Below are 17,771 nucleotides of genomic sequence, written 5' to 3' on the forward strand. Positions count from 1 at the left end.
CGGTTCATGTTGGCCACAGACGAAGGCTGGCAAACTGCGTTCGAATATGGCTCCATGCGCCGAGCCTGCGGAATGCGTATCATGGCCCGCGACCCTGACCCAAGGAATCGACTTCGATGCTGCTGGATCGCCTACCCTTTCTGATCGGCCTGCGCTATACCCGCGCCAAGCGCCGTAACCATTTCATTTCCTTCATTTCCTTGACCTCGATGTTGGGGCTGTCGCTAGGCGTCGCCGTGCTGATTCTGGTGCTGTCGGTGATGAACGGCTTCGACCACGAGCTGCGTACCCGCGTGCTGGGCATGGTGCCGCATGTGCGCGTCGAGGCGCGTGACAGCGTCACCGACTGGGAGACGCTGGCCGGCAAGCTGCGCGAGAAGCCGCATGTCGTCGGTGCGGCGCCCTATATCGAGCAGCAGGGCATGTTCACCACCAACGGCCGCAACAAGGGTGCGTTGGTCACCGGCATCGATCCGTCCGCGGAGGACCAGGTCTCGATCATCAGCGAGCACATGGTGCAGGGCAGCCTGGCGGATCTCACGCCCGGCAGCTGGGGCATCGTGATGGGCGAGCTGCTGGCGCGCAACCTGGGCGTCGGCGTGGGGGATCGCGTCACGCTATTGGTGCCCGAGGCCTCCATCACGCCCGGGGGCATCTTCCCGCGCCTCAAGCGCTTCACGGTGACCGGTATCTTCAAGGTAGGCGCAGACGTCGATGCCAGCCTTGCCTACACCGATATCTCGGACATGGCCAAGCTGGCGCGCTTCAAGGAAGGCGACGTCCAGGGGGTGCGCCTGAAGCTCGATGACCTGTTCAGCGCCGATCAGGTCACCCGCGACATCGTCAGTCAGCTGGGGCCGCAGTATCGCGGCATGGACTGGAAGCGCACCCACGGCAACCTGTTCGCCGCCATCCAGATGGAGAAGAACATGATCGGCCTGTTGCTGATGGTGATCGTCGCCGTCGCCGCCTTCAACATCGTCTCGACGCTGGTGATGATGGTGACGGACAAGCACGCTGACATCGCCATCCTGCGCACCCTCGGGGCCAGGCCCGGTTCCATCATGGGCATCTTCATCGTGCAGGGGCTGACCATCGGCGTGATGGGCATCATCATCGGCGCCATCGCCGGTGTGGCGCTGGCACTGAGCGTCTCCGACATCATCGCCTGGGTTCAGTCGACCTTCGGTATCCAGTTCCTGGACCCCAACGTCTACTTCATCAGCTATCTGCCATCGCGCCTCGAGATGAGCGACATGGGCATCATCATCGGCTCCGCGCTGGTGCTGAGCTTCCTGTCGACGCTGTATCCGGCCTGGCGCGCCTCGCGCATCCAGCCGGCGGAGGTGCTGCGCTATGAGTAATCCGTCGACACCGTCTGATGCATCCATCCGTTCCGCTGCTGGAGACACCGCCATGCCGACGCCGGCTTCTGACACTCACGCGCCGGGTCAGGCCCACGGCAAGCCGATGCTGATCTGTGAGCGCCTGAGTCGCAGTTACGATGAGGGCCCGCAAGAGGTGCAGGTGCTCGACGAGCTGGAGCTGCGCGTGCATGCCGGTGAGCGAGTCGCCGTCGTCGGCAGCTCCGGCTCCGGCAAGACCACGCTGCTCAACCTGCTCGGCGGGCTGGACCATCCCAGTCAGGGCATCGTGAAAGTGGCCGGCCAGCGCCTGTCCGAACTCAGCGAGTCGGCGCTGGGCAGCTTCCGCAATCAGCACATCGGCTTCGTGTATCAGTTCCACCATCTGCTGGCGGAATTCAGTGCCGAAGAGAACGTGGCGATGCCGTTGATCATCCGTGGCCACAAGCGCGCCGAGGCTGCCGTCAAGGCGCGCAAGCTGCTGGAGCGGGTCGGCATGGCGCCGCGCGCCGATCACAAGCCGGGCGAGCTGTCCGGGGGTGAGCGCCAGCGCGTCGCCATCGCGCGTGCGCTGGTGACCGACCCGAGCCTGGTGCTGATGGATGAGCCGACCGGCAACCTGGATCAGACCACGGCGGCGCGCATTCTCGAGCTGATGGATGACATCGCGCGTGAAGCGCAGGCGGCCTTCATCATCGTGACCCACGACAACGGTCTGGCCGCGCACCAGCACCGTGTGCTGCGCCTGGATGGCGGCAAGCTGCACGAGGACTGAGTCGAGCCGCTGACTGATTCACGCTAGCCAGAAAGCCAAACGCCCCGCCATCTCTCGATGGCGGGGCGTTTTTCATGCGTGCCTGTCGGCAGCGTTCAGAGCTTGTCCGTGTCCTGCTCAGCATTCTGGCGTGACGATTGCTCCTTGCTGCAACGCCTGGCGGCCAGGCGCGCCTTGCGGCGGCTGCGCCAGTTGCGCACCACCTGATAGCGCCACAAGAGGCGGACCAGCATGTTGGCCAGCAGCGCGAGGACGACGGCGCTGACCAGCGAACCCAGCGCCAGAGCGGGCAGGATGTCTTCCAGCTGGTTGGCGAACCAGGCCGCGGAGACCTTGTCCGGCATCACGCGTGCGGGCGTGTCCAGCATCCAGGCACCCACGCGGTAGGTCGCGTAGTAGACCACCGGCATGGTCAGCGGGTTGGTCACCCACACCAGACCCACCGACAACGCGAGGTTGCAGCGCAGTGCCCAAGCACCGAAGGCGGCCACCACCATCTGGAAGGGAATCGGCAGCAGCGCACAGAACAGCCCCACCATGCAGGCATTGGCCACAGTGCGTCGCGACAACGCCCACAGTGCGGGATCGGCGATCAGGTGATGCATGAAGCGCAGCGACTTCTTGCGCTTGAGGGCATCCGGTTCCGGCATGAGCCGCTTGAGTAGACGACGAGGCATGACTTGGCCATTTGGCATTCAACGCCGGCCATTATCCATACATGGCTACAGGACTGCCATGCTGACTGCGCAGTTATCCGGTTCGTGATCTGCAACCCGCGTGTCTCGATTCGGCACTGAGCACAGCAAAGCCCGCGCCATGCCTGACGGGCTGCGCCATGGGTGACCTTGCAAGAGGCCAGCAACATGTCAGGCGCCACCGTGAATAAATCGTCCCATCCCGCTCGATTCTGGCTGTCACCGGCCTCGCTGGCCCAGCTGCTGGCGGGACTGGTGGTGGGCATCTGGCTGTCACGCCAGGGCGAGTGGGGCGCGGATTGGCAGTCACGCTCATCGGCAGGGCTCGGCGCGCAAGAGGGTGGGGCGCATGGCTGGGCCGCCTTCATGACGCTGAGCGACAACCTGCTGTTGGCCGCCTTGCTGCTCTGCTGGCTGATGGTGGCGGGGGCCTTGGCCGCCATTCCTGCTCGTGCTTTCCCGCGCCCTGCTCCCGACGCTGAGTCACGCCGTTCTCGGCTCGGGGCCTTGAGCCTGCGGCTCTCGACAGCGCTGGGGGTTGGGCTGGTGATCGGCCTTCTGCAGCAGCCGCTCGTGATGGTGGAGGCGCTGACGCGCCAGGAGCTATGGCTGGAAGGCCGGGTCGAGCAGGTCAATCGCGCGCTGCCGACGCCTGATGACTCGGTGCGCCTGGTGCTGCGCGTCTCGCGCTGTGATCTCTTCCAGGTGACGGAGGTACCCAGCGCGAATGCCGGGCGTCAGGCCGCCTGTCAGCGGCTGCTGGATCAGCGAGTCCAGCTTCGGCGCTACTGGCCACGCAAGCTGCCCCGCGATGTAGCGACACGCGAGGCGCTGGCCACTCCCTGGCAGGCCGGTGAGCGCTGGCGCATGGTCGTGCGTCTGGTGCCGCCTCATGGTGCCAGCAACCCAGCCTTCGGGCGCTCAGTAAGCCCTGCGGAGTTTGATCGTGTCGCCTGGCTATGGCGCGAAGGCATCGTCGCCACGGGGTATGTGCGACAACTGTCTCTTGCGCAGCGCTTGGCGCCACCAGGCGGGCTGGCAGCACTGCGCCTGCATGCCGAACAGGCTCTGTGGCAGCGCTGTGGCAAAGGCGAGGGCGAAGGCGAGGCGCTGGTCGACTGGCCGGGTTCGCCCTGTCGCTGGCTGGCGGCATTGACGCTGGGCAAGGTCTCGGCACTGACCCATGACGACTGGGACACGCTGAACGCCACCGGGCTGACGCATCTGGCGGTGGTGTCGGGGCTGCATGTCGGATTGATGGCAAGCCTGGTGCTGGGGCTGAGTTTCGGCGTGCTGCGTCTCTGGCGCCCGGGCGGATGGCGATTCAGCGTCGCGCCCTGGTGGCTTGCCTGTCTGGCGGCCTGGAGTTTCGCCTTGCTGGCAGGCCTGGCACCTCCGGCCCTGCGCGCCGCCTTGATGGTGACGGTCGGGCTTTGGATGGCGAGTGGCCGCAGCGGGCTGGGTGTCTGGCAGGTCTGGATGCTGGCGCTGATTCTGGTGCTGGGGCTGGACCCGCTGGCGCTGTGGCGCCCGGGCACCTGGTTGTCATTCATCGCCGTGGCGGTGTTGTTGCTGGCCTGGCAGGGCCGCTCGCGACCGCGGGGAATGCGCGGCTGGTGTCTGGCCACGTTGCGCAGCCAGTGGTTGCTGACGCTGGTCATGGGCGCGGCCCTGCTGCTTTCGCGCGGCCAGCTGTCCTGGTTGTCGCTGCCGATGAATCTGCTGATGGCGCCCTTGGTGACGCTATTGATCGTGCCGCTTGGCATGCTGGGCTGGGGGCTTGCGGGACTCGAGCAGCTGTTGCTGTTTACGGGGCTCATCCCGTCACGGCCCGCGGCGATGCTCGCCGATGGTGTGTTCAGCGGCGGTCTATGGCAGCTGCTGGCACAGGGCATGGCGCAGACGATGGAGACCTTGTCTTCGCTGGCGTCGACGCAGGGGCGCTGGCCGCAGGCGCCAATGGCGGCGGGTCTGTCAAACGCCACTCCCTCGGCCTTGATCCTGACGCTCGCGGTCATGGCCCTGCTGGGTGCCTGGCTGGCGGAGGGGGTGCCGGGCCTCGATGGCCGTCTGAAGCGCCTGTGTGGCAGCGTGGCACTCTGCTGGGGGCTGTCGCTGGCGGCGCTGGCCTTGCCGTGGTCACCGACTGCGCTGGCCACCGTCGGGCGGGACGCCGGCACGCGCGCGACAGAATCCGCCTCGTTCTCGCCCCGGGCGCCCGCGCTCAGTCTGACGGTGCACGATGTCGGGCAGGGGCTGGCGCTGTCGCTGCGCAGTCATCTGGCGCCGAGCGCGAGTGACTCGACTGACGCGTCACGGCAGGTGCCGAGGCACTGGCGTTACGACTTGGGGGCGGCGTCGCGCAATGCCAGCGCCCGCTTGCCGGGGGCGCCATCCGTGGCGGGAGAGCCTATCGGCGTGATCATGAGTCACGGGGATGGCGATCACGCCGGTGGACTGCAGGCCCTGTCTGCCGAGGAGATCGCCGCCTTGTGGGTGCCGGCCGGGCAGCGGGCGCGACTGGAGCGTCAGGTAAGCTGGCTCGATGAGGTGGCAATGCGGGAGTGTGTCGCCGGGCGCAGCATCACCCTCGGTCAGCTGCAGGGCCAGCCCGTGCGCCTTGAGATGCTGTGGCCGCCAGCAGGGTTGAAGGCCCGACGTGACAACGCGCACTCCTGTGTGGTCTTGATAGCACATGGCGCGCGCCCGCTGGCGTTGCTGACCGGCGATATCGGCCAGCAGCAGGAGCGTGAGTTGCAGGCGACGCTGCGCCAGCGCCTGGCCGGGCGCGGCTTGCCGTTGCTGGTGGTCGCCCATCACGGCAGCCGCTCCAGCAGTGGTGATGCCTGGCTTGAGAGCCTGGCGGCGCGTCACGCGATTGTCAGCGCCGGTCGCTACAATCCGCATGGTCATCCGCATCCGGACGTGGTGGAGCGTCTGGCGCGTCATGTCGAGTGTCTCTGGCATGTCGGGCTGGATGGTGCCTTGCACTGGGAGTGGTGGCCGCAGGGGGAGCGGCTGCAACCAGCGCGCAGGGCTGGCGGTATCGGAGTGAGGTGCCTTGGGGTAAAATCCGCTGAATGATCAGATGCATGGCGGATTCATACGGCCTACGCGACAGGGATGGCGCGTGACATCTGACACGACAACAATGGTGCCCGCAGAGGCATCGAGACCAAGGGAGAGGTCACATGCTGGAAGCCTTGTACGCAGGGGGAGTCTTGATGCTCCCCATCCTCGGATGTTCCGTCGTGGCACTGGCCATCATCCTCGAGCGCCTGTGGACGCTGCGTCGTCGACGCATCGCGCCGAAGGGCCTGGGACAGCAGGTGTGTGAACTGATCAGCCAGGGACAGGTCAATGTCTACTGGCTGGAGAGTCATTCGCCGCTGGGCAACGTGCTGGCGGCGGGGCTGCGCAATGCGCGCCTGGGCAATGAGCAGGTACGCGCGCGCATGCAGGAGTCGGCCGTGGCCGTCATCCATGACATGGAGCGCTTCCTGAGTCCGCTGGGCACCATCGCCGCCATCACGCCGCTTTTGGGGCTGCTGGGCACGGTGGTCGGCATGATCGACGTCTTCGCCGTGATCGTCGATGCGGGCAGCGCCGAGCGCGCCCAGGAGCTGGCCGGCGGGATTTCCCAGGCGCTGGTGACGACGGCGTCCGGCTTGACGGTGGCGATTCCGGCACTGATGTTCCATCGCTATTTCCAGCGCTGTGTCGAGGACATCACCGTCAACATGGAGGAGCAGGCAGGGCAGGTGGTGGAGTATATCTCGCACCATCAGGGCGAGCTCGGGCTGGCCGAGAGCCATGACGGCATCGACCGTCGCCCGGGCCAGCGCCCCGGCCAGGTGCCGGAGCCCCATGAGCGCCTGCCGGAAGACCTGCCGGCCTACATGCGTCGTGACGCCGATGACCCCTATGGTGGCGATGATGGCAAGGGGGCAGGTGCCGGGAGGCCGTCATGAGGTTTCCGCGTCGCCAGCGTGAGTCGGTGGAGGTCAATCTCACCCCGCTGATCGACGTGGTGTTTCTGCTGCTGATCTTCTTCATGGTCTCGACGACCTTCGATAGCCGTCGAGCGCTGGACCTCATCCTGCCGCAGTCCAGTCAGGCCAGCGCGGTAGAGCAGGCGCCCTTGATCCTGAGCATCGGGGCGGCAGGTGATTTTACGCTCGGCGAGGCAAGCCTCGGCGAGGATGAACTGGGAGCGCAACTTGCGCAGTACAAGGACCAGGCAGATCGCTTCGGGTTGATCCTCGAAGCCGATGGCCGCACGCCCCACGCCAAGGTGGTCACGGCGCTGGACGCCGCCGCTGAAGTGGGTATCACCCGTGTGCGCATCAGTACGCGTATCGGGACGGAATCATCATCACCGGATGCCCCATGAGGGCGCCGCCCAAGTCTATGGAGACCCCGTGAGTCGCGACTCCACCTGGATTCATTACCGCCGCTTGCTCGGCTATGTTCGCCCGTACTGGAAGATGTTTCTGGCCGCCGTCGTCGGCTACATCATCTACGGTGCCTCGAGTACGGCGCTGGCCGAGATGATGAAGCGCCTGATCGACGGCATTCAGAATCCTGACGCCCAGTTCAGACTGTTCCTGCCGCTGTTCGTGATCGGTATGTTCGCCGTGCGCGGCGTCGGCACCTTCCTGGGCACCTACTGCATGAGTGATGTGGCGCGCAACGTGGTCCACACCCTGCGTACCACGGTGTTCAACCACATGCTGCACTTGCCGGGGCGCTATTTCGACGAGAACTCCACTGGCCATCTCATCACCCGCGTCACCTACCATGTCGAGCAGATCACCGGCGCAGCCACCAAGGCGCTGACCATCATCCTGCGCGAAGGCTTCTTCGTGCTCGGCCTGCTGGGCTATCTGTTCTGGACCAACTGGAAGCTGACACTGGTCTTCATCGCGGTTACGCCGCTGATCGGCTGGGTGGTCAGCTATGCCAGCAAGCGCTTCCGCAAGCTCTCCAAGCGTATCCAGGGCTCGATGGGCGAGGTGACCCACGTGGCCTCCGAGGCGCTGTCCGGCCATCGGGTCGTGCGTACCCACGGTGCCGAGGATTACGAGAAGGCACGCTTCGCGGCGGTCAGTGAGTACAACCGCGAGCAAAAGATGAAGGAAGCGCTGACCAAGGCCACCGCCACGCCGGTCATCCAGCTGTTGATCGCCGTGGCACTGGCCACGCTGGTGTGGCTGGCGATGGCGCCGGAACTGATGGCCGGCATGAGCGCCGGTGAGTTCGTCGGCTTCATCACCGCCGCTTCGATGATGGCCAAGCCGGTGCGCCAGTTGACCGAAGTCAACGGCGAGATCCAGAAGGGCATGGCGGCCTCGGAAGAACTGTTCGGCCTGCTGGATACGCCGGCAGAGCCGGACAACGGCACCCTGGTGCCCGAGGGTCGCCTCGAGGGCCGTGTGCGCTTCGACAATGTCCACTTCCGCTATGCAGACCATCAGCCGGAGGTGCTCAAGGGCATCGATCTGGAGGTGAAGCCGGGGCAGATGGTCGCCATCGTCGGGCGTTCGGGGTCGGGCAAGTCGACATTGATGAGCCTGCTGCCGCGCTTCTACGCGCCGACCACCGGCCGCATCCTGATCGATGATGTCGCCATCGAGGACTACAAGCTGCGCCCGATGCGTCAGCAGATCGCGCTGGTCTCGCAGAATGTCACCCTGTTCAATGCCGACCTGACCGCCAACATCGCCTATGGCACCGGTGAGGTCGACAAGGCACGGGTGGAAGAGGCGGCGCGCGCGGCCTATGCCCACGAATTCATCGAGCGCATGAGCGAAGGCTACGACACCATCGTCGGCGACAATGGCGTGATGCTCTCCGGTGGTCAGCGCCAGCGTATCGCCATCGCTCGTGCCATCTACAAGGACTCGCCGATCCTGGTGCTGGATGAGGCCACCTCGGCGCTGGATACCGAATCCGAACGCTATATCCAGCGCGCGCTGGAGGAAGTGTGTCAGGGCCGGACGACCTTCGTGATCGCCCACCGTCTGTCCACCATCGAGAAGGCGGACCGCATCCTGGTGATGGATGATGGCGAGATCATCGAAGACGGCACCCACGAATCATTGATTGCTCAGGAAGGTGCTTATGCCGCGCTGCATCGCATCCAGTTCCGGGAGACGGCAGACGCATGAGTGAACGACTGGTAGACGCCTGGTATCGCGGCGCCGGCTGGCTTCATCTGCTGCGCCCGCTGGAACATGTCTACAAGAATGTGGTGGCGCGCAAGCGCAACGCCTATCTCACCGGCAAGCGTGAGGTCTGGAAGGCGCCGGTGCCGGTGATCGTGATCGGCAACATTACCGTCGGTGGTACCGGCAAGTCGCCGCTGGTCGCCTGGCTGGGGCGCTGGTTGAGCGAGCAGGGCTGGCGCCCGGGCATCATCTCGCGCGGCTACGGCGGGCATTCGCCGCGCTATCCCCTCTACGTGCAGGCCGATACCGATCCTCAGCATGCCGGCGATGAGCCGGTGATGCTGGCCCAGCAGACCGGCCTGCCGGTGGCGGCCGATCCGGATCGCCCGAGCGCGGCGCGGCGCCTGATTGCCGCGGGCTGCGACATTCTGCTCTCCGATGACGGTCTGCAGCATCATGCGCTGGGGCGCGATATCGAGCTGGTGGTCGTGGACGGTGAGCGTGCCTTCGGCAATCAGCGTTGCCTGCCCGCCGGGCCGCTGCGCGAGCCGTTGTCGCGCCTCGCCAGTGTCGATGCGGTGATCTCCAACGGTGTCATCGACTGCTCGCGCCTGCCGGTGGAATCGCATTGCATGAAGCTGACGCCGGTCCACTGGCGCCACCTTATCGACGACGTGCGCTATCCTGCCCATCAGCTGCCGTTCAGCGGTCAGGTGCATGCGTTGGCCGGTATCGGCAATCCGCAGCGCTTCTTCCGCACCCTGACCAACCTCGGGGTCGAGCATCTGCCGCGTCCGCTGGCGGACCACCATCGTTTCACGCCGACGGATCTGCGCTTTTCCGACAATCTGCCCGTGGTGATGACCGCCAAGGACGCCGTCAAGTGTCGCAGCTTCGCCAATGAGCGCTGCTGGGCGCTGGATGTCGAGGCGCGTCCGGACCAGGCGCTGGTGGACTGGCTCGCCAAACGCCTTGAGGCGCTCTGAGTGCTTGATCGCTGAATTTTCTTTCTTTTCTGCTGTTATTCCGGAGATGTCTCGATGGACAAGGAACTGCTCGCGCTACTGGTTTGCCCGCTGTGTCAGGCCAAGCTGACCTATGATGCGGTGAACGCCGAGCTCAAGTGCTTCTACGATGGCCTCGCCTATCCGGTACGCGACGGCATTCCCGTCATGCTGGAAGAAGAAGCGCGCCAGATGGATGCCGACGAGAAGCTCAAGGGGAGCCGCGGCTGATGAGTGACCTTCTGCAGCAGGGGCAGGCAGACGACAGCCGTTCAGAGGGCGAGTCCGGCTTCGTGGTCGTGATTCCGGCGCGCTTCAACTCCTCACGCCTGCCGGGCAAGCCCCTGGCGGACATTCATGGCCAGCCGATGATCGAGCACGTCTGGCGCAATGCCTGCGCCAGTCAGGCCAGCCGGGTCGTGATCGCCACCGATGACGAGCGCATCCGTGAGGCCTGTGAAGGCTTCGGGGCCGAGGTGGTGATGACGCGTGGCGATCATCCCAGCGGGACGGACCGCCTTGCCGAGGTGGTCACGCTGCTGGCGCTGGCCCCCGAGACCCTGGTGGTCAACGTCCAGGGCGACGAGCCGCTGCTGCCGGCGGCGCTGATCGATCAGGTGGCGGTACGCCTCGAGGAAGACGAGGGCGCCTCGATCGCCACGCTGGCGGAGTCGATCGCCAGCGTCGACAGCCTGTTCAATCCCAATGTGGTCAAGGTGGTGCGTGACCTGCGCGGGCGTGCCCTGTACTTCTCGCGTGCGCCTATCCCGTGGGACCGCGAGCACTTCACCACGCCACCGGACATGCTGGCCACCGATTCCTGGCTGCGCCATATCGGCCTCTACGCCTATCGTGCCAGCTTCCTGACCGATTACGTCGACTGGCTGCCGGCCCCGCTGGAGCAGCTCGAACAGCTCGAGCAGCTGCGCGCGCTGCATCATGGTCATGCCATCCAGGTGGCCATTGCCTGCACGGCGCACCCAGGCGGTGTCGATACGCCGGAGGATCTCGAGCGCGTGCGTGACTGGCTGGCGCAAGCAGCGGCAGGCAGCGAGAGCGGAGAGGCCTGATGAGCGAGCTTCTTGAGCAACTGGTCCAGCGTCAGGCGCCATTGGAGCGCATCCTGATGGTGTGCCTGGGCAATATCTGCCGCTCACCGAGTGCCGAAGGCGTGTTGCGTGCGGCGTTGACGCGCCATGGTCTGGATCAGGTCGTCACGGTGGACAGTTGCGGCACCAGTGACTGGCATGTCGGCGGTCAGCCTGATTCGCGGGCCATCGCGCATGCGGCCAAGCGCGGACACGACATCAGCACGCTGCGTGCCCGTCAGTTGTGCGACCAGGACTTTCACGACTTCGATCTGATTCTGGTGATGGACGACACCAATCTTGCCGATACCCGTGCCTTGGCTGCGCGCAGCAACAGTGGTGATCAGGCGCTGATCGGTCGCCTGCTGGACCTGCTGCCGACCCCGCTGCCCGCGCTGGCAGCGGGCAGTCGTGAGGTGCCGGACCCCTACACCGGGGGCCCCGATGCCTTCGAGCGTGTGCTGGATCTGATCGATGTGGCCTGCGAGGCGCTCATTGCGGCACTGCCTGCGGCGACCACGGCGCGGGCGCGCTCATGACTCAGGTATCCCGTGATCAGAACGCTGGCGACACCTCGCAACGTGAGGGGGTGGCGCTGGATGGCTGCAATACGCTGGGCTTCTCGGCGCGTGCCCGCGCCCTGAGCGAGCCACACACCATCGAGGCGGCCAGGGCGCAGGTGCTGGCCTCCCGGCAGGCTGGTGAGCGTCTGGTGGTGATCGGCGGCGGCAGCAATCTGGTATTGCTGCCGTGGCTGGATGCCCATGTCATGCGTCCGGCCTTTGATGAGGTCACCATCACGCCGGCAGGAGACGGCCTGACGGCCACGGTCTCTGTCGAGGCCGGCAAGCGCTGGCATGCACTGGTGATGGAGCTGGCCGCCGCCGGCTGGTGGGGCTACGAGAACCTGGCACTGATTCCCGGGTGCTGCGGTGCGGCGCCTATCCAGAATATCGGCGCCTATGGCGTCGAGCTGGCAGACCATCTGCTGCGCCTGGAAGTCATGTCGCTGGAAGATGGCAGCTGCCATTGGATGGATCGCGAGGAATGCGGTTTCGGCTATCGCGACAGCATCTTCAAGGGCGCGCTTGAGCATCGCGTGCTGATCACGCGTCTGGAGTTGCAGGTATCGCGCCAGGCGTCGCCCCGGCTCGGTTATGGTGATCTCGCCCAGCGCGTCAGTGCGGCGTTGCCGCAAGGGGAGGAGGTGACGCCGTTGCAGGTCGCCCAGGCGGTGATTGCCACGCGCAGTGAGAAGTTGCCCGACCCCGCGCAACTGGGCAATGCCGGCAGTTTCTTCAAGAATCCGCAGCTTCCCCAGGCTGAGGCCCAGGCGCTGCTGACCCGCTTCCCGAGCTTGCCGCATTACCCGCAGGCCGATGGTAGCATCAAGCTGGCAGCAGGCTGGCTGATCGATCAATGTGGTCTCAAGGGCGCGCGCAGAGGCCATGTCGGCGTACATGCTCAGCAGGCGCTGGTGCTGGTGCACTTCGGTGAGGGGGCCGTCACGGAGCTGCTGGCACTGGCGCAGGAGGTGCGTGAGGCCGTCCACACCCGCTTCGGGGTCTGGCTCGAGCAGGAGCCGCGCGAGCTTGGGATGATGCCTGAAGGGTGATGCCCGAGGGCTGAGGCCCAGAGTCGTACACATTGAGTTATACGCTGAAAACAAGAACGCCCCGCAGGCTTGCCTGCGGGGCGTTCTTGTTTTCAGCGCTTGGTTCTGACTTGCTGCTCAACGGGAGCGGCTGGCATAGACCTTCACATAGCCCCTGTCTTGCTGCCTTTCTGTTGCCCCCCTTCAGCGCTGGTGGCTGAAAGGGGCGGCAGAGCGACGGCAGGGGCAGGGCGCCAGCCTCAGGACTCAGTGAGACGTGTTGCTGTCATCCTGAGCGGTCGTGTCCTGAGTCTCTGCGCTGGCCTGTTGTGCGGCAGCACGTTCGGCAGCTTCACGCTCACGACGACGCACTTCACGCGGATCGTTGTAGGCGCGTTCGCCACGGCGACGGCGGGTCTCGGTGGCTGGCTGCGTGCTGTCCTGCTGCACGCCTTCTGCCGCTGTCGTCTCGCCTTGCTCGCTCGGTGCCTGCTTGTGCTCGCTGTCAGCGACTTCCCCTGTATGGGAGTCGTCGCTCACGGCTTGCGCCACGGCGACATTGTCGTGACGTTCGGCAGTCGCGAACGCTGCCTCGGCCGGCGCATTCTCGACGCTGGCGCTGACGTTGACGGCGCTTTCGGCACCTTCAGCAGTAGCATCAGAGCCGTCAGCAGAATCAGAGCCTTCAGCTGATTGAGAGCCTTCCGCAGCTTCAGCGACAGTATCTGCGGTGCGCTCAGTGCTGACGGCAGGCTCAATCTCAGTGCTGGCCACGTCAGCGCTTTGCGTCACCTTCGCCTCGCTGCTCTCAGTCTGCTGAGGAGCCTCTTCGTGCGCGGCCTCCTGTACAGGCTGTTCAGCGGCAGCGTCTTCCACGGCAGGCTCTTCCGCCACAGGCTGCGCAGGCTGGCTGGCAGTGTCGGCTTCAGCGGCGATCGCTTCCTCTGCTTCAGCGACAGGTGCCTGAGCTTCGGTCTGCTCGGCAGCTTGCGCTTCGGCGGCCGGTGCCTGGGCACCTTCCTCGGCGACGGCTGGCGCTTCAGGCGCAGCGGCTTCGCTGGTCACGCTTTCCTTCAGCGACTGCTCATCGGCCGCGGCTTCCGGCGCGACTTCTGCCGCGGTGACGGCCGGCGTGTCGACGGCGTCGTCAGCTGCGCTGGCCTGCGGCTGGTGCACGCTTGGCTGCTGGACGGCGTGCTGCTCAGTGCGCTGGGCGGCGTGTTGCTCAGTCTTCTGCGCCTGGTGAGCGCCAGTGGCAGGCGCTTCGGGCGCCTCTTCGGCAGGTGCTTCGATCGGCGCTTCGACGACCGGCTCGGGCACTTCCGCTGTCGCTGGCTCAGACTCAGACGCTTGCGCATCGGATGCCGCTGACTCAGGGGCTACCGTCTCTCTCAGCGTCTCGTTGCTCGGCTCGCTGACTTCCGGTGCAACGGCAGCCGTGAGGTCTGCGCTGGCAGACTGCTCGGCGCTGGCCGGCGCGTCCTGTGCTGCGGTGCTGTTTTCACCCTGCGAGGCGCTGTCGTTGCCTTGCGGGGCACTTTCCATGCCTTGCGGGGCATTGGCTTCGCCCTGCGGAGCAGCGGTAGTGGCGCTGACGGCTTCGGCACCTTCCTCAGCAATGGCCGGTACCGCAGTGGCTGCCGAAGTAGCGGCTGCCGGAGCAGCGGTGGCCTGCGGGCCTGCCAGCGTCATGGCCTTGAGCGACTTCTGCTCTTCGACCGCCAGCGGGTTCAGAGCATGCTGACGGCTGCGCACACGCGGGTTGTTGCGAGTCTGCTGGTCTTCGCTGTTGACCTGCTGTTCCACCTGCTCGGCCTGTTCGGCTGCCTTGATGGACTCGCGTGCCTGCTTGCTGTCGACCTGCTCGGCCTTGTCAGTCTTGGCCGGCTTTTCACCACGCGCCGGCTTGTCGCTGCGCTTGCCGGAATCGCGCTTGCTGGCGTTGTCGGCCTTGGCGTTCTGGCTGTCGCTGCTCCTGGCTTCGGCTTTCGGGCTGTTGTCAGCCTGCGGCGTCTGCTCCGGTTCGGCCTGCGGCTTGCTGTCGTTGGTGACGATTTCCTGCTGGCTGTCCTGACGCGACTCGTTGGACTTGCGACGGTTGCCACGGTCGTTGCGCTGACGGCGCTTGTTGTTGCTGCGGCCATCGTTCTGGCTGCTGCTGTCAGCGTCGTTGCCGCGGGAATCGTTGCCGCTGTTGCGTGACTCGCCGTCGTTGTTGCGTGACGCGTTGTCATTGCGACGACGGGAATCCTTGCGGTTGTCATCACGCTCGTTGCCACGGCCGTCATTGCTGCGGTCGTTGTTGCGGTCGTTGCTACGTTCAGCGTTGCGGCCATTGCGGGAGTCGTTGCGAGCCGCTGCCGGAGCGCTGGCTTCACTGACGGTCTCGCGACGCTCGCGGGCCTTTTCCAGTGCCTTGCGGGCTTCGCTGGACTTGGCCGGCACGGCGGTGTCGCTGTCATTGCCCAGCAGACGGCTGAAGCCTCGGGCCAGGCGCGACAGCAGGCCGCCACCGGTGGCCGGAGCGGCAGTCCTGGCGGGAGTCTGGGCTGACGGCTGCGCCACGACTTCCTGCTTGCTGGCCTGAGCGCGGGTGTCATTGCCCTGGCTCGAGCGATTGCCCTGACGGTTGTCATTGCGCGAGCTCTGACGGCTGTCGTTGCGGCCTTCGCTGCGAGTGTCATTACGAGACTCGTTGCGCGACTCCTGGCGGTTGCGACCGTTGCTGCTGCCGTTACCGTTGCGACGACGATTGCCGTTGTTCTTGCCGTTGCCGTTGCGGCTATCGCTGTCATTGCTGCTGTCAGCGCTCTCTACCACGGCGGCGGGCGCTGCGGCAGGCGCTTCCGGTGCGGCAACCGGAGCAGGCGTGGTGTGGGACACGCTCTTGACGGCTGCTTCAGTGCGCGCCGGCGGCTTGTCGAAGTTCGGATCCGGTTCCTTGCCGACTTCGGTCTCGACGGACAGCTCGAAGCTGGACTTGTCGGCACCGTCTTCATCGACGTGGTCGTCACGCAGACGCACGACTTCGTAGTGCGGCGTGTCGAGCTCCGGGTTCGGCAGCAGCACGACATTCACGCCCTGACGACGTTCGATGTCGAACAGCGTGGCGCGCTTCTCGTTGAGCAGGTAGGTCGCGACCGGCACCGGCAGGATGGCGCGGATCTGCGAGCTGCGCTCCTTCATGGCCTCTTCTTCGATCAGGCGCATGATGGAGAGCGCCATGGAGCGCACGTCACGGATGGTGCCCTGGCCGTCACAGCGCGGGCAGACCACGCCGCTGGTCTCGCCCAGTGACGGACGCAGACGCTGACGCGACATTTCCATCAGGCCGAAGCGTGAGATGCGACCGATCTGGACACGAGCGCGGTCGATCTTGAGCGCGTCGCGCACACGATTCTCGACCTCACGCTGGTTGCGTGCCGGCGTCATGTCGATGAAATCGATCACCACCAGGCCGCCGATGTCGCGCAGACGCAGCTGGCGGGCGATCTCGTCGGAGGCCTCCAGGTTGGTCTGCAGCGCGGTTTCCTCGATATCACTGCCGCGAGTGGCGCGCGCGGAGTTGATATCGATGGAGACGAGGGCTTCGGTGTGGTCGATGACGATGGCGCCACCGGAGGGCAGCTTCACTTCACGCTGGTAGGCGGTCTCGATCTGGGATTCGATCTGGAAGCGTGAGAACAGCGGCACGTCGTCTTCGTAGAGCTTGATCTTCTGCTGGTAGCTCGGCATCACCTGACGCACGAAGGACAGCGCTTCTTCCTGGACTTCCGGAGAATCGATCAGCACCTCACCGATGTCATTGCGCAGGTAGTCGCGCATGGCACGGATGATGACGTTGGATTCACGGTAGATCAGGAAGGGGGCAGGGCGGCTGGAGGCGGCCTTGGTCACCGCGTCCCAGACCTGGGCCAGGTAGTCGAGGTCCCACTGCAGCTCTTCGGCGCTCTTGCCGATGCCGGCGGTGCGCACGATGACGCCCATCTTGTCCGGCAGGGTCAGGCTGTTCATCGCTTCTTTCAGCTGAGCGCGCTCTTCGCCCTCGATGCGGCGGGAGATACCACCGGCACGCGGGTTGTTGGGCATCAGCACGAGGAAGCGGCCGGCCAGACTGATGAAGGTGGTCAGGGCGGCGCCCTTGTTGCCACGTTCTTCCTTGTCGACCTGGACGATGACTTCCTGGCCTTCCTTGAGCACTTCACGAATGTTGGGACGGCCCTGGCCGGGGTCCTTGGAGAAGTACTCGCGGGAGATTTCCTTGAGCGGCAGGAAGCCGTGGCGTTCGGCGCCGAAGTCGACGAAGCAGGCTTCGAGGCTGGGCTCGATGCGGGTGATCTTGCCGCGGTAGATATTGGCTTTCTTCTGTTCGCGGGCGCCGGACTCGATGTCGAGATCGTAAAGGCGTTGTCCGTCGACCAGTGCGACGCGCAGCTCTTCCGGCTGGGTCGCGTTGATGAGCATCCGTTTCATGTCGTCTCGCTAGACTGGGCGTGCCGAAGGGCAGCCGCATTGTGCGTCGGCGACGAGGAACCGTTTTCCGCTTCGTGTTGTGCTCAGCGCATGTCGTGGAATGCGTTTTTCGCATGCAGGCAAGTCCGTGGACGGGCCACATGCGGCATGATCATGTTGAGTACTTGGAAGAGGCAGGACGTGTTGCGGGGATTTGTACTCCTCCGGCCCTGCGGTCTCTTCCCTAACACCTGGCATTTGCCGATTCATCGACGCCGGCCTTCGGCACGGATATCGAATGATTACCCGGGCTTCATGCCCGAGCGGTCTTGTGTCGTTGGCCCATGAATGACTGGGCGTCTTGCTGTCTTGCCTGCGCAGGCGGCTTTCGGGCTCCCGCGACATCATCTCGTGGAGTCTGCAACGAAGGCTCGAAGGGCGATTGCGCTGCGGCGCGCGGCGTCATGCGTTCCGCGCCCGCTGATATCGTCATCAGGTCCTGTGAGACCTGAGCGACATCGATGTTTTGCGTCAGCTGTTGGTCTGGCCACTGGCCGCGAATGACTGTCCTTGGGGCGGCCTTCGCTGCCTGTGATTGACAGGTGCGATGCGCGGGACAGCACGCTACC

13 protein-coding genes are annotated in these 17,771 nt (G+C 65.3%); 11 read left to right on the plus strand and 2 right to left on the minus strand.

Features of this window, described 5'->3' with window-relative positions; all coding sequences use genetic code 11:
* Positions 1 to 119: 119 nt before the first annotated feature.
* Both QD280_RS00115 and QD280_RS00120 read left to right on the plus strand, forming a co-directional pair.
* Complete coding sequence (locus QD280_RS00115; RefSeq protein ID WP_043332064.1) at positions 120 to 1,364, plus strand: lipoprotein-releasing ABC transporter permease subunit; 1,245 nt, start codon at positions 120 to 122, stop codon at positions 1,362 to 1,364.
* 52 nt (positions 1,365 to 1,416) lie between these two features.
* Positions 1,417 to 2,139, plus strand: a complete 723-nt coding sequence (locus QD280_RS00120; protein ID WP_054555014.1) for an ATP-binding cassette domain-containing protein — start codon at positions 1,417 to 1,419, stop codon at positions 2,137 to 2,139.
* A gap of 95 nt (positions 2,140 to 2,234) precedes the next feature.
* Here the strand turns inward: QD280_RS00120 and QD280_RS00125 are convergent, their stop codons facing one another.
* The gene (locus QD280_RS00125) at positions 2,235 to 2,816 is read right to left on the minus strand and encodes a DUF2062 domain-containing protein (RefSeq protein ID WP_279837917.1); all 582 of its coding nucleotides are present in this window, start codon (positions 2,814 to 2,816) and stop codon (positions 2,235 to 2,237) included.
* A gap of 201 nt (positions 2,817 to 3,017) precedes the next feature.
* Here QD280_RS00125 and QD280_RS00130 point away from each other — a divergent pair, with 201 nt between their 5' ends.
* The 9 genes from QD280_RS00130 to murB all read left to right on the plus strand — a co-directional run bounded on the left by QD280_RS00130 (position 3,018) and on the right by murB (position 12,711).
* Positions 3,018 to 5,918 carry a ComEC/Rec2 family competence protein gene (locus QD280_RS00130; protein WP_279837919.1) on the plus strand — a complete coding sequence of 967 codons (2,901 nt, stop codon included), beginning with the start codon at positions 3,018 to 3,020 and terminating at the stop codon, positions 5,916 to 5,918.
* A gap of 107 nt (positions 5,919 to 6,025) precedes the next feature.
* A complete protein-coding gene (locus QD280_RS00135; protein WP_082388116.1) occupies positions 6,026 to 6,805 on the plus strand; it encodes a MotA/TolQ/ExbB proton channel family protein in 780 nt (259 codons plus the stop codon).
* A complete protein-coding gene (locus QD280_RS00140) occupies positions 6,802 to 7,227 on the plus strand; it encodes a biopolymer transporter ExbD (protein WP_153635253.1) in 426 nt (141 codons plus the stop codon). The genes QD280_RS00135 and QD280_RS00140 overlap by 4 nt, the downstream gene beginning before the upstream one ends.
* Before the next feature lie 28 nt (positions 7,228 to 7,255).
* On the plus strand, positions 7,256 to 9,004 hold the full coding sequence (gene msbA / locus QD280_RS00145) for a lipid A export permease/ATP-binding protein MsbA (RefSeq protein WP_225347686.1): 1,749 nt from the start codon (positions 7,256 to 7,258) through the stop codon (positions 9,002 to 9,004).
* Entirely contained in the window at positions 9,001 to 9,990 is a 990-nt protein-coding gene (gene lpxK, locus QD280_RS00150; RefSeq protein WP_279837920.1) for a tetraacyldisaccharide 4'-kinase, read from the plus strand. Before msbA ends, lpxK begins: the two co-directional genes overlap by 4 nt.
* A 54-nt stretch (positions 9,991 to 10,044) precedes the next feature.
* A complete protein-coding gene (locus QD280_RS00155; protein WP_279837922.1) occupies positions 10,045 to 10,239 on the plus strand; it encodes a Trm112 family protein in 195 nt (64 codons plus the stop codon).
* Positions 10,239 to 11,078 carry a 3-deoxy-manno-octulosonate cytidylyltransferase gene (gene kdsB, locus QD280_RS00160; RefSeq protein WP_279837923.1) on the plus strand — a complete coding sequence of 280 codons (840 nt, stop codon included), beginning with the start codon at positions 10,239 to 10,241 and terminating at the stop codon, positions 11,076 to 11,078. The genes QD280_RS00155 and kdsB overlap by 1 nt, the downstream gene beginning before the upstream one ends.
* The gene (locus tag QD280_RS00165; protein ID WP_279837924.1) at positions 11,078 to 11,635 is read left to right on the plus strand and encodes a low molecular weight phosphotyrosine protein phosphatase; all 558 of its coding nucleotides are present in this window, start codon (positions 11,078 to 11,080) and stop codon (positions 11,633 to 11,635) included. Before kdsB ends, QD280_RS00165 begins: the two co-directional genes overlap by 1 nt.
* The gene (murB, locus tag QD280_RS00170) at positions 11,632 to 12,711 is read left to right on the plus strand and encodes a UDP-N-acetylmuramate dehydrogenase (protein WP_279837925.1); all 1,080 of its coding nucleotides are present in this window, start codon (positions 11,632 to 11,634) and stop codon (positions 12,709 to 12,711) included. The genes QD280_RS00165 and murB overlap by 4 nt, the downstream gene beginning before the upstream one ends.
* Before the next feature lie 246 nt (positions 12,712 to 12,957).
* On the opposite strand, the gene rne is transcribed toward murB, so the two are convergent.
* Positions 12,958 to 17,163 carry a ribonuclease E gene (gene rne / locus QD280_RS00175; protein ID WP_279837926.1) on the minus strand — a complete coding sequence of 1,402 codons (4,206 nt, stop codon included), beginning with the start codon at positions 17,161 to 17,163 and terminating at the stop codon, positions 12,958 to 12,960.
* Positions 17,164 to 17,771 lie beyond the last annotated feature (608 nt).

The sequence above is a fragment of the Cobetia sp. 1AS1 genome, assembly GCF_029846435.1.
Taxonomy (GTDB): domain Bacteria; phylum Pseudomonadota; class Gammaproteobacteria; order Pseudomonadales; family Halomonadaceae; genus Cobetia; species Cobetia amphilecti.

What these genes read in the sequence shown, in the direction of transcription:
- QD280_RS00140 (WP_153635253.1), top strand. Translation starts at nt 6,802, where the DNA reads ATGAGGTTTCCGCGTCGCCAGCGTGAGTCGGTGGAGGTCAATCTCACC.
- QD280_RS00125 (WP_279837917.1), bottom strand. Translation starts at nt 2,816, where the DNA reads ATGCCTCGTCGTCTACTCAAGCGGCTCATGCCGGAACCGGATGCCCTC.
- QD280_RS00135 (WP_082388116.1), top strand. Translation starts at nt 6,026, where the DNA reads ATGCTGGAAGCCTTGTACGCAGGGGGAGTCTTGATGCTCCCCATCCTC.
- murB (WP_279837925.1), top strand. Translation starts at nt 11,632, where the DNA reads ATGACTCAGGTATCCCGTGATCAGAACGCTGGCGACACCTCGCAACGT.
- lpxK (WP_279837920.1), top strand. Translation starts at nt 9,001, where the DNA reads ATGAGTGAACGACTGGTAGACGCCTGGTATCGCGGCGCCGGCTGGCTT.
- kdsB (WP_279837923.1), top strand. Translation starts at nt 10,239, where the DNA reads ATGAGTGACCTTCTGCAGCAGGGGCAGGCAGACGACAGCCGTTCAGAG.
- QD280_RS00155 (WP_279837922.1), top strand. Translation starts at nt 10,045, where the DNA reads ATGGACAAGGAACTGCTCGCGCTACTGGTTTGCCCGCTGTGTCAGGCC.
- QD280_RS00120 (WP_054555014.1), top strand. Translation starts at nt 1,417, where the DNA reads ATGCCGACGCCGGCTTCTGACACTCACGCGCCGGGTCAGGCCCACGGC.
- QD280_RS00165 (WP_279837924.1), top strand. Translation starts at nt 11,078, where the DNA reads ATGAGCGAGCTTCTTGAGCAACTGGTCCAGCGTCAGGCGCCATTGGAG.
- rne (WP_279837926.1), bottom strand. Translation starts at nt 17,163, where the DNA reads ATGAAACGGATGCTCATCAACGCGACCCAGCCGGAAGAGCTGCGCGTC.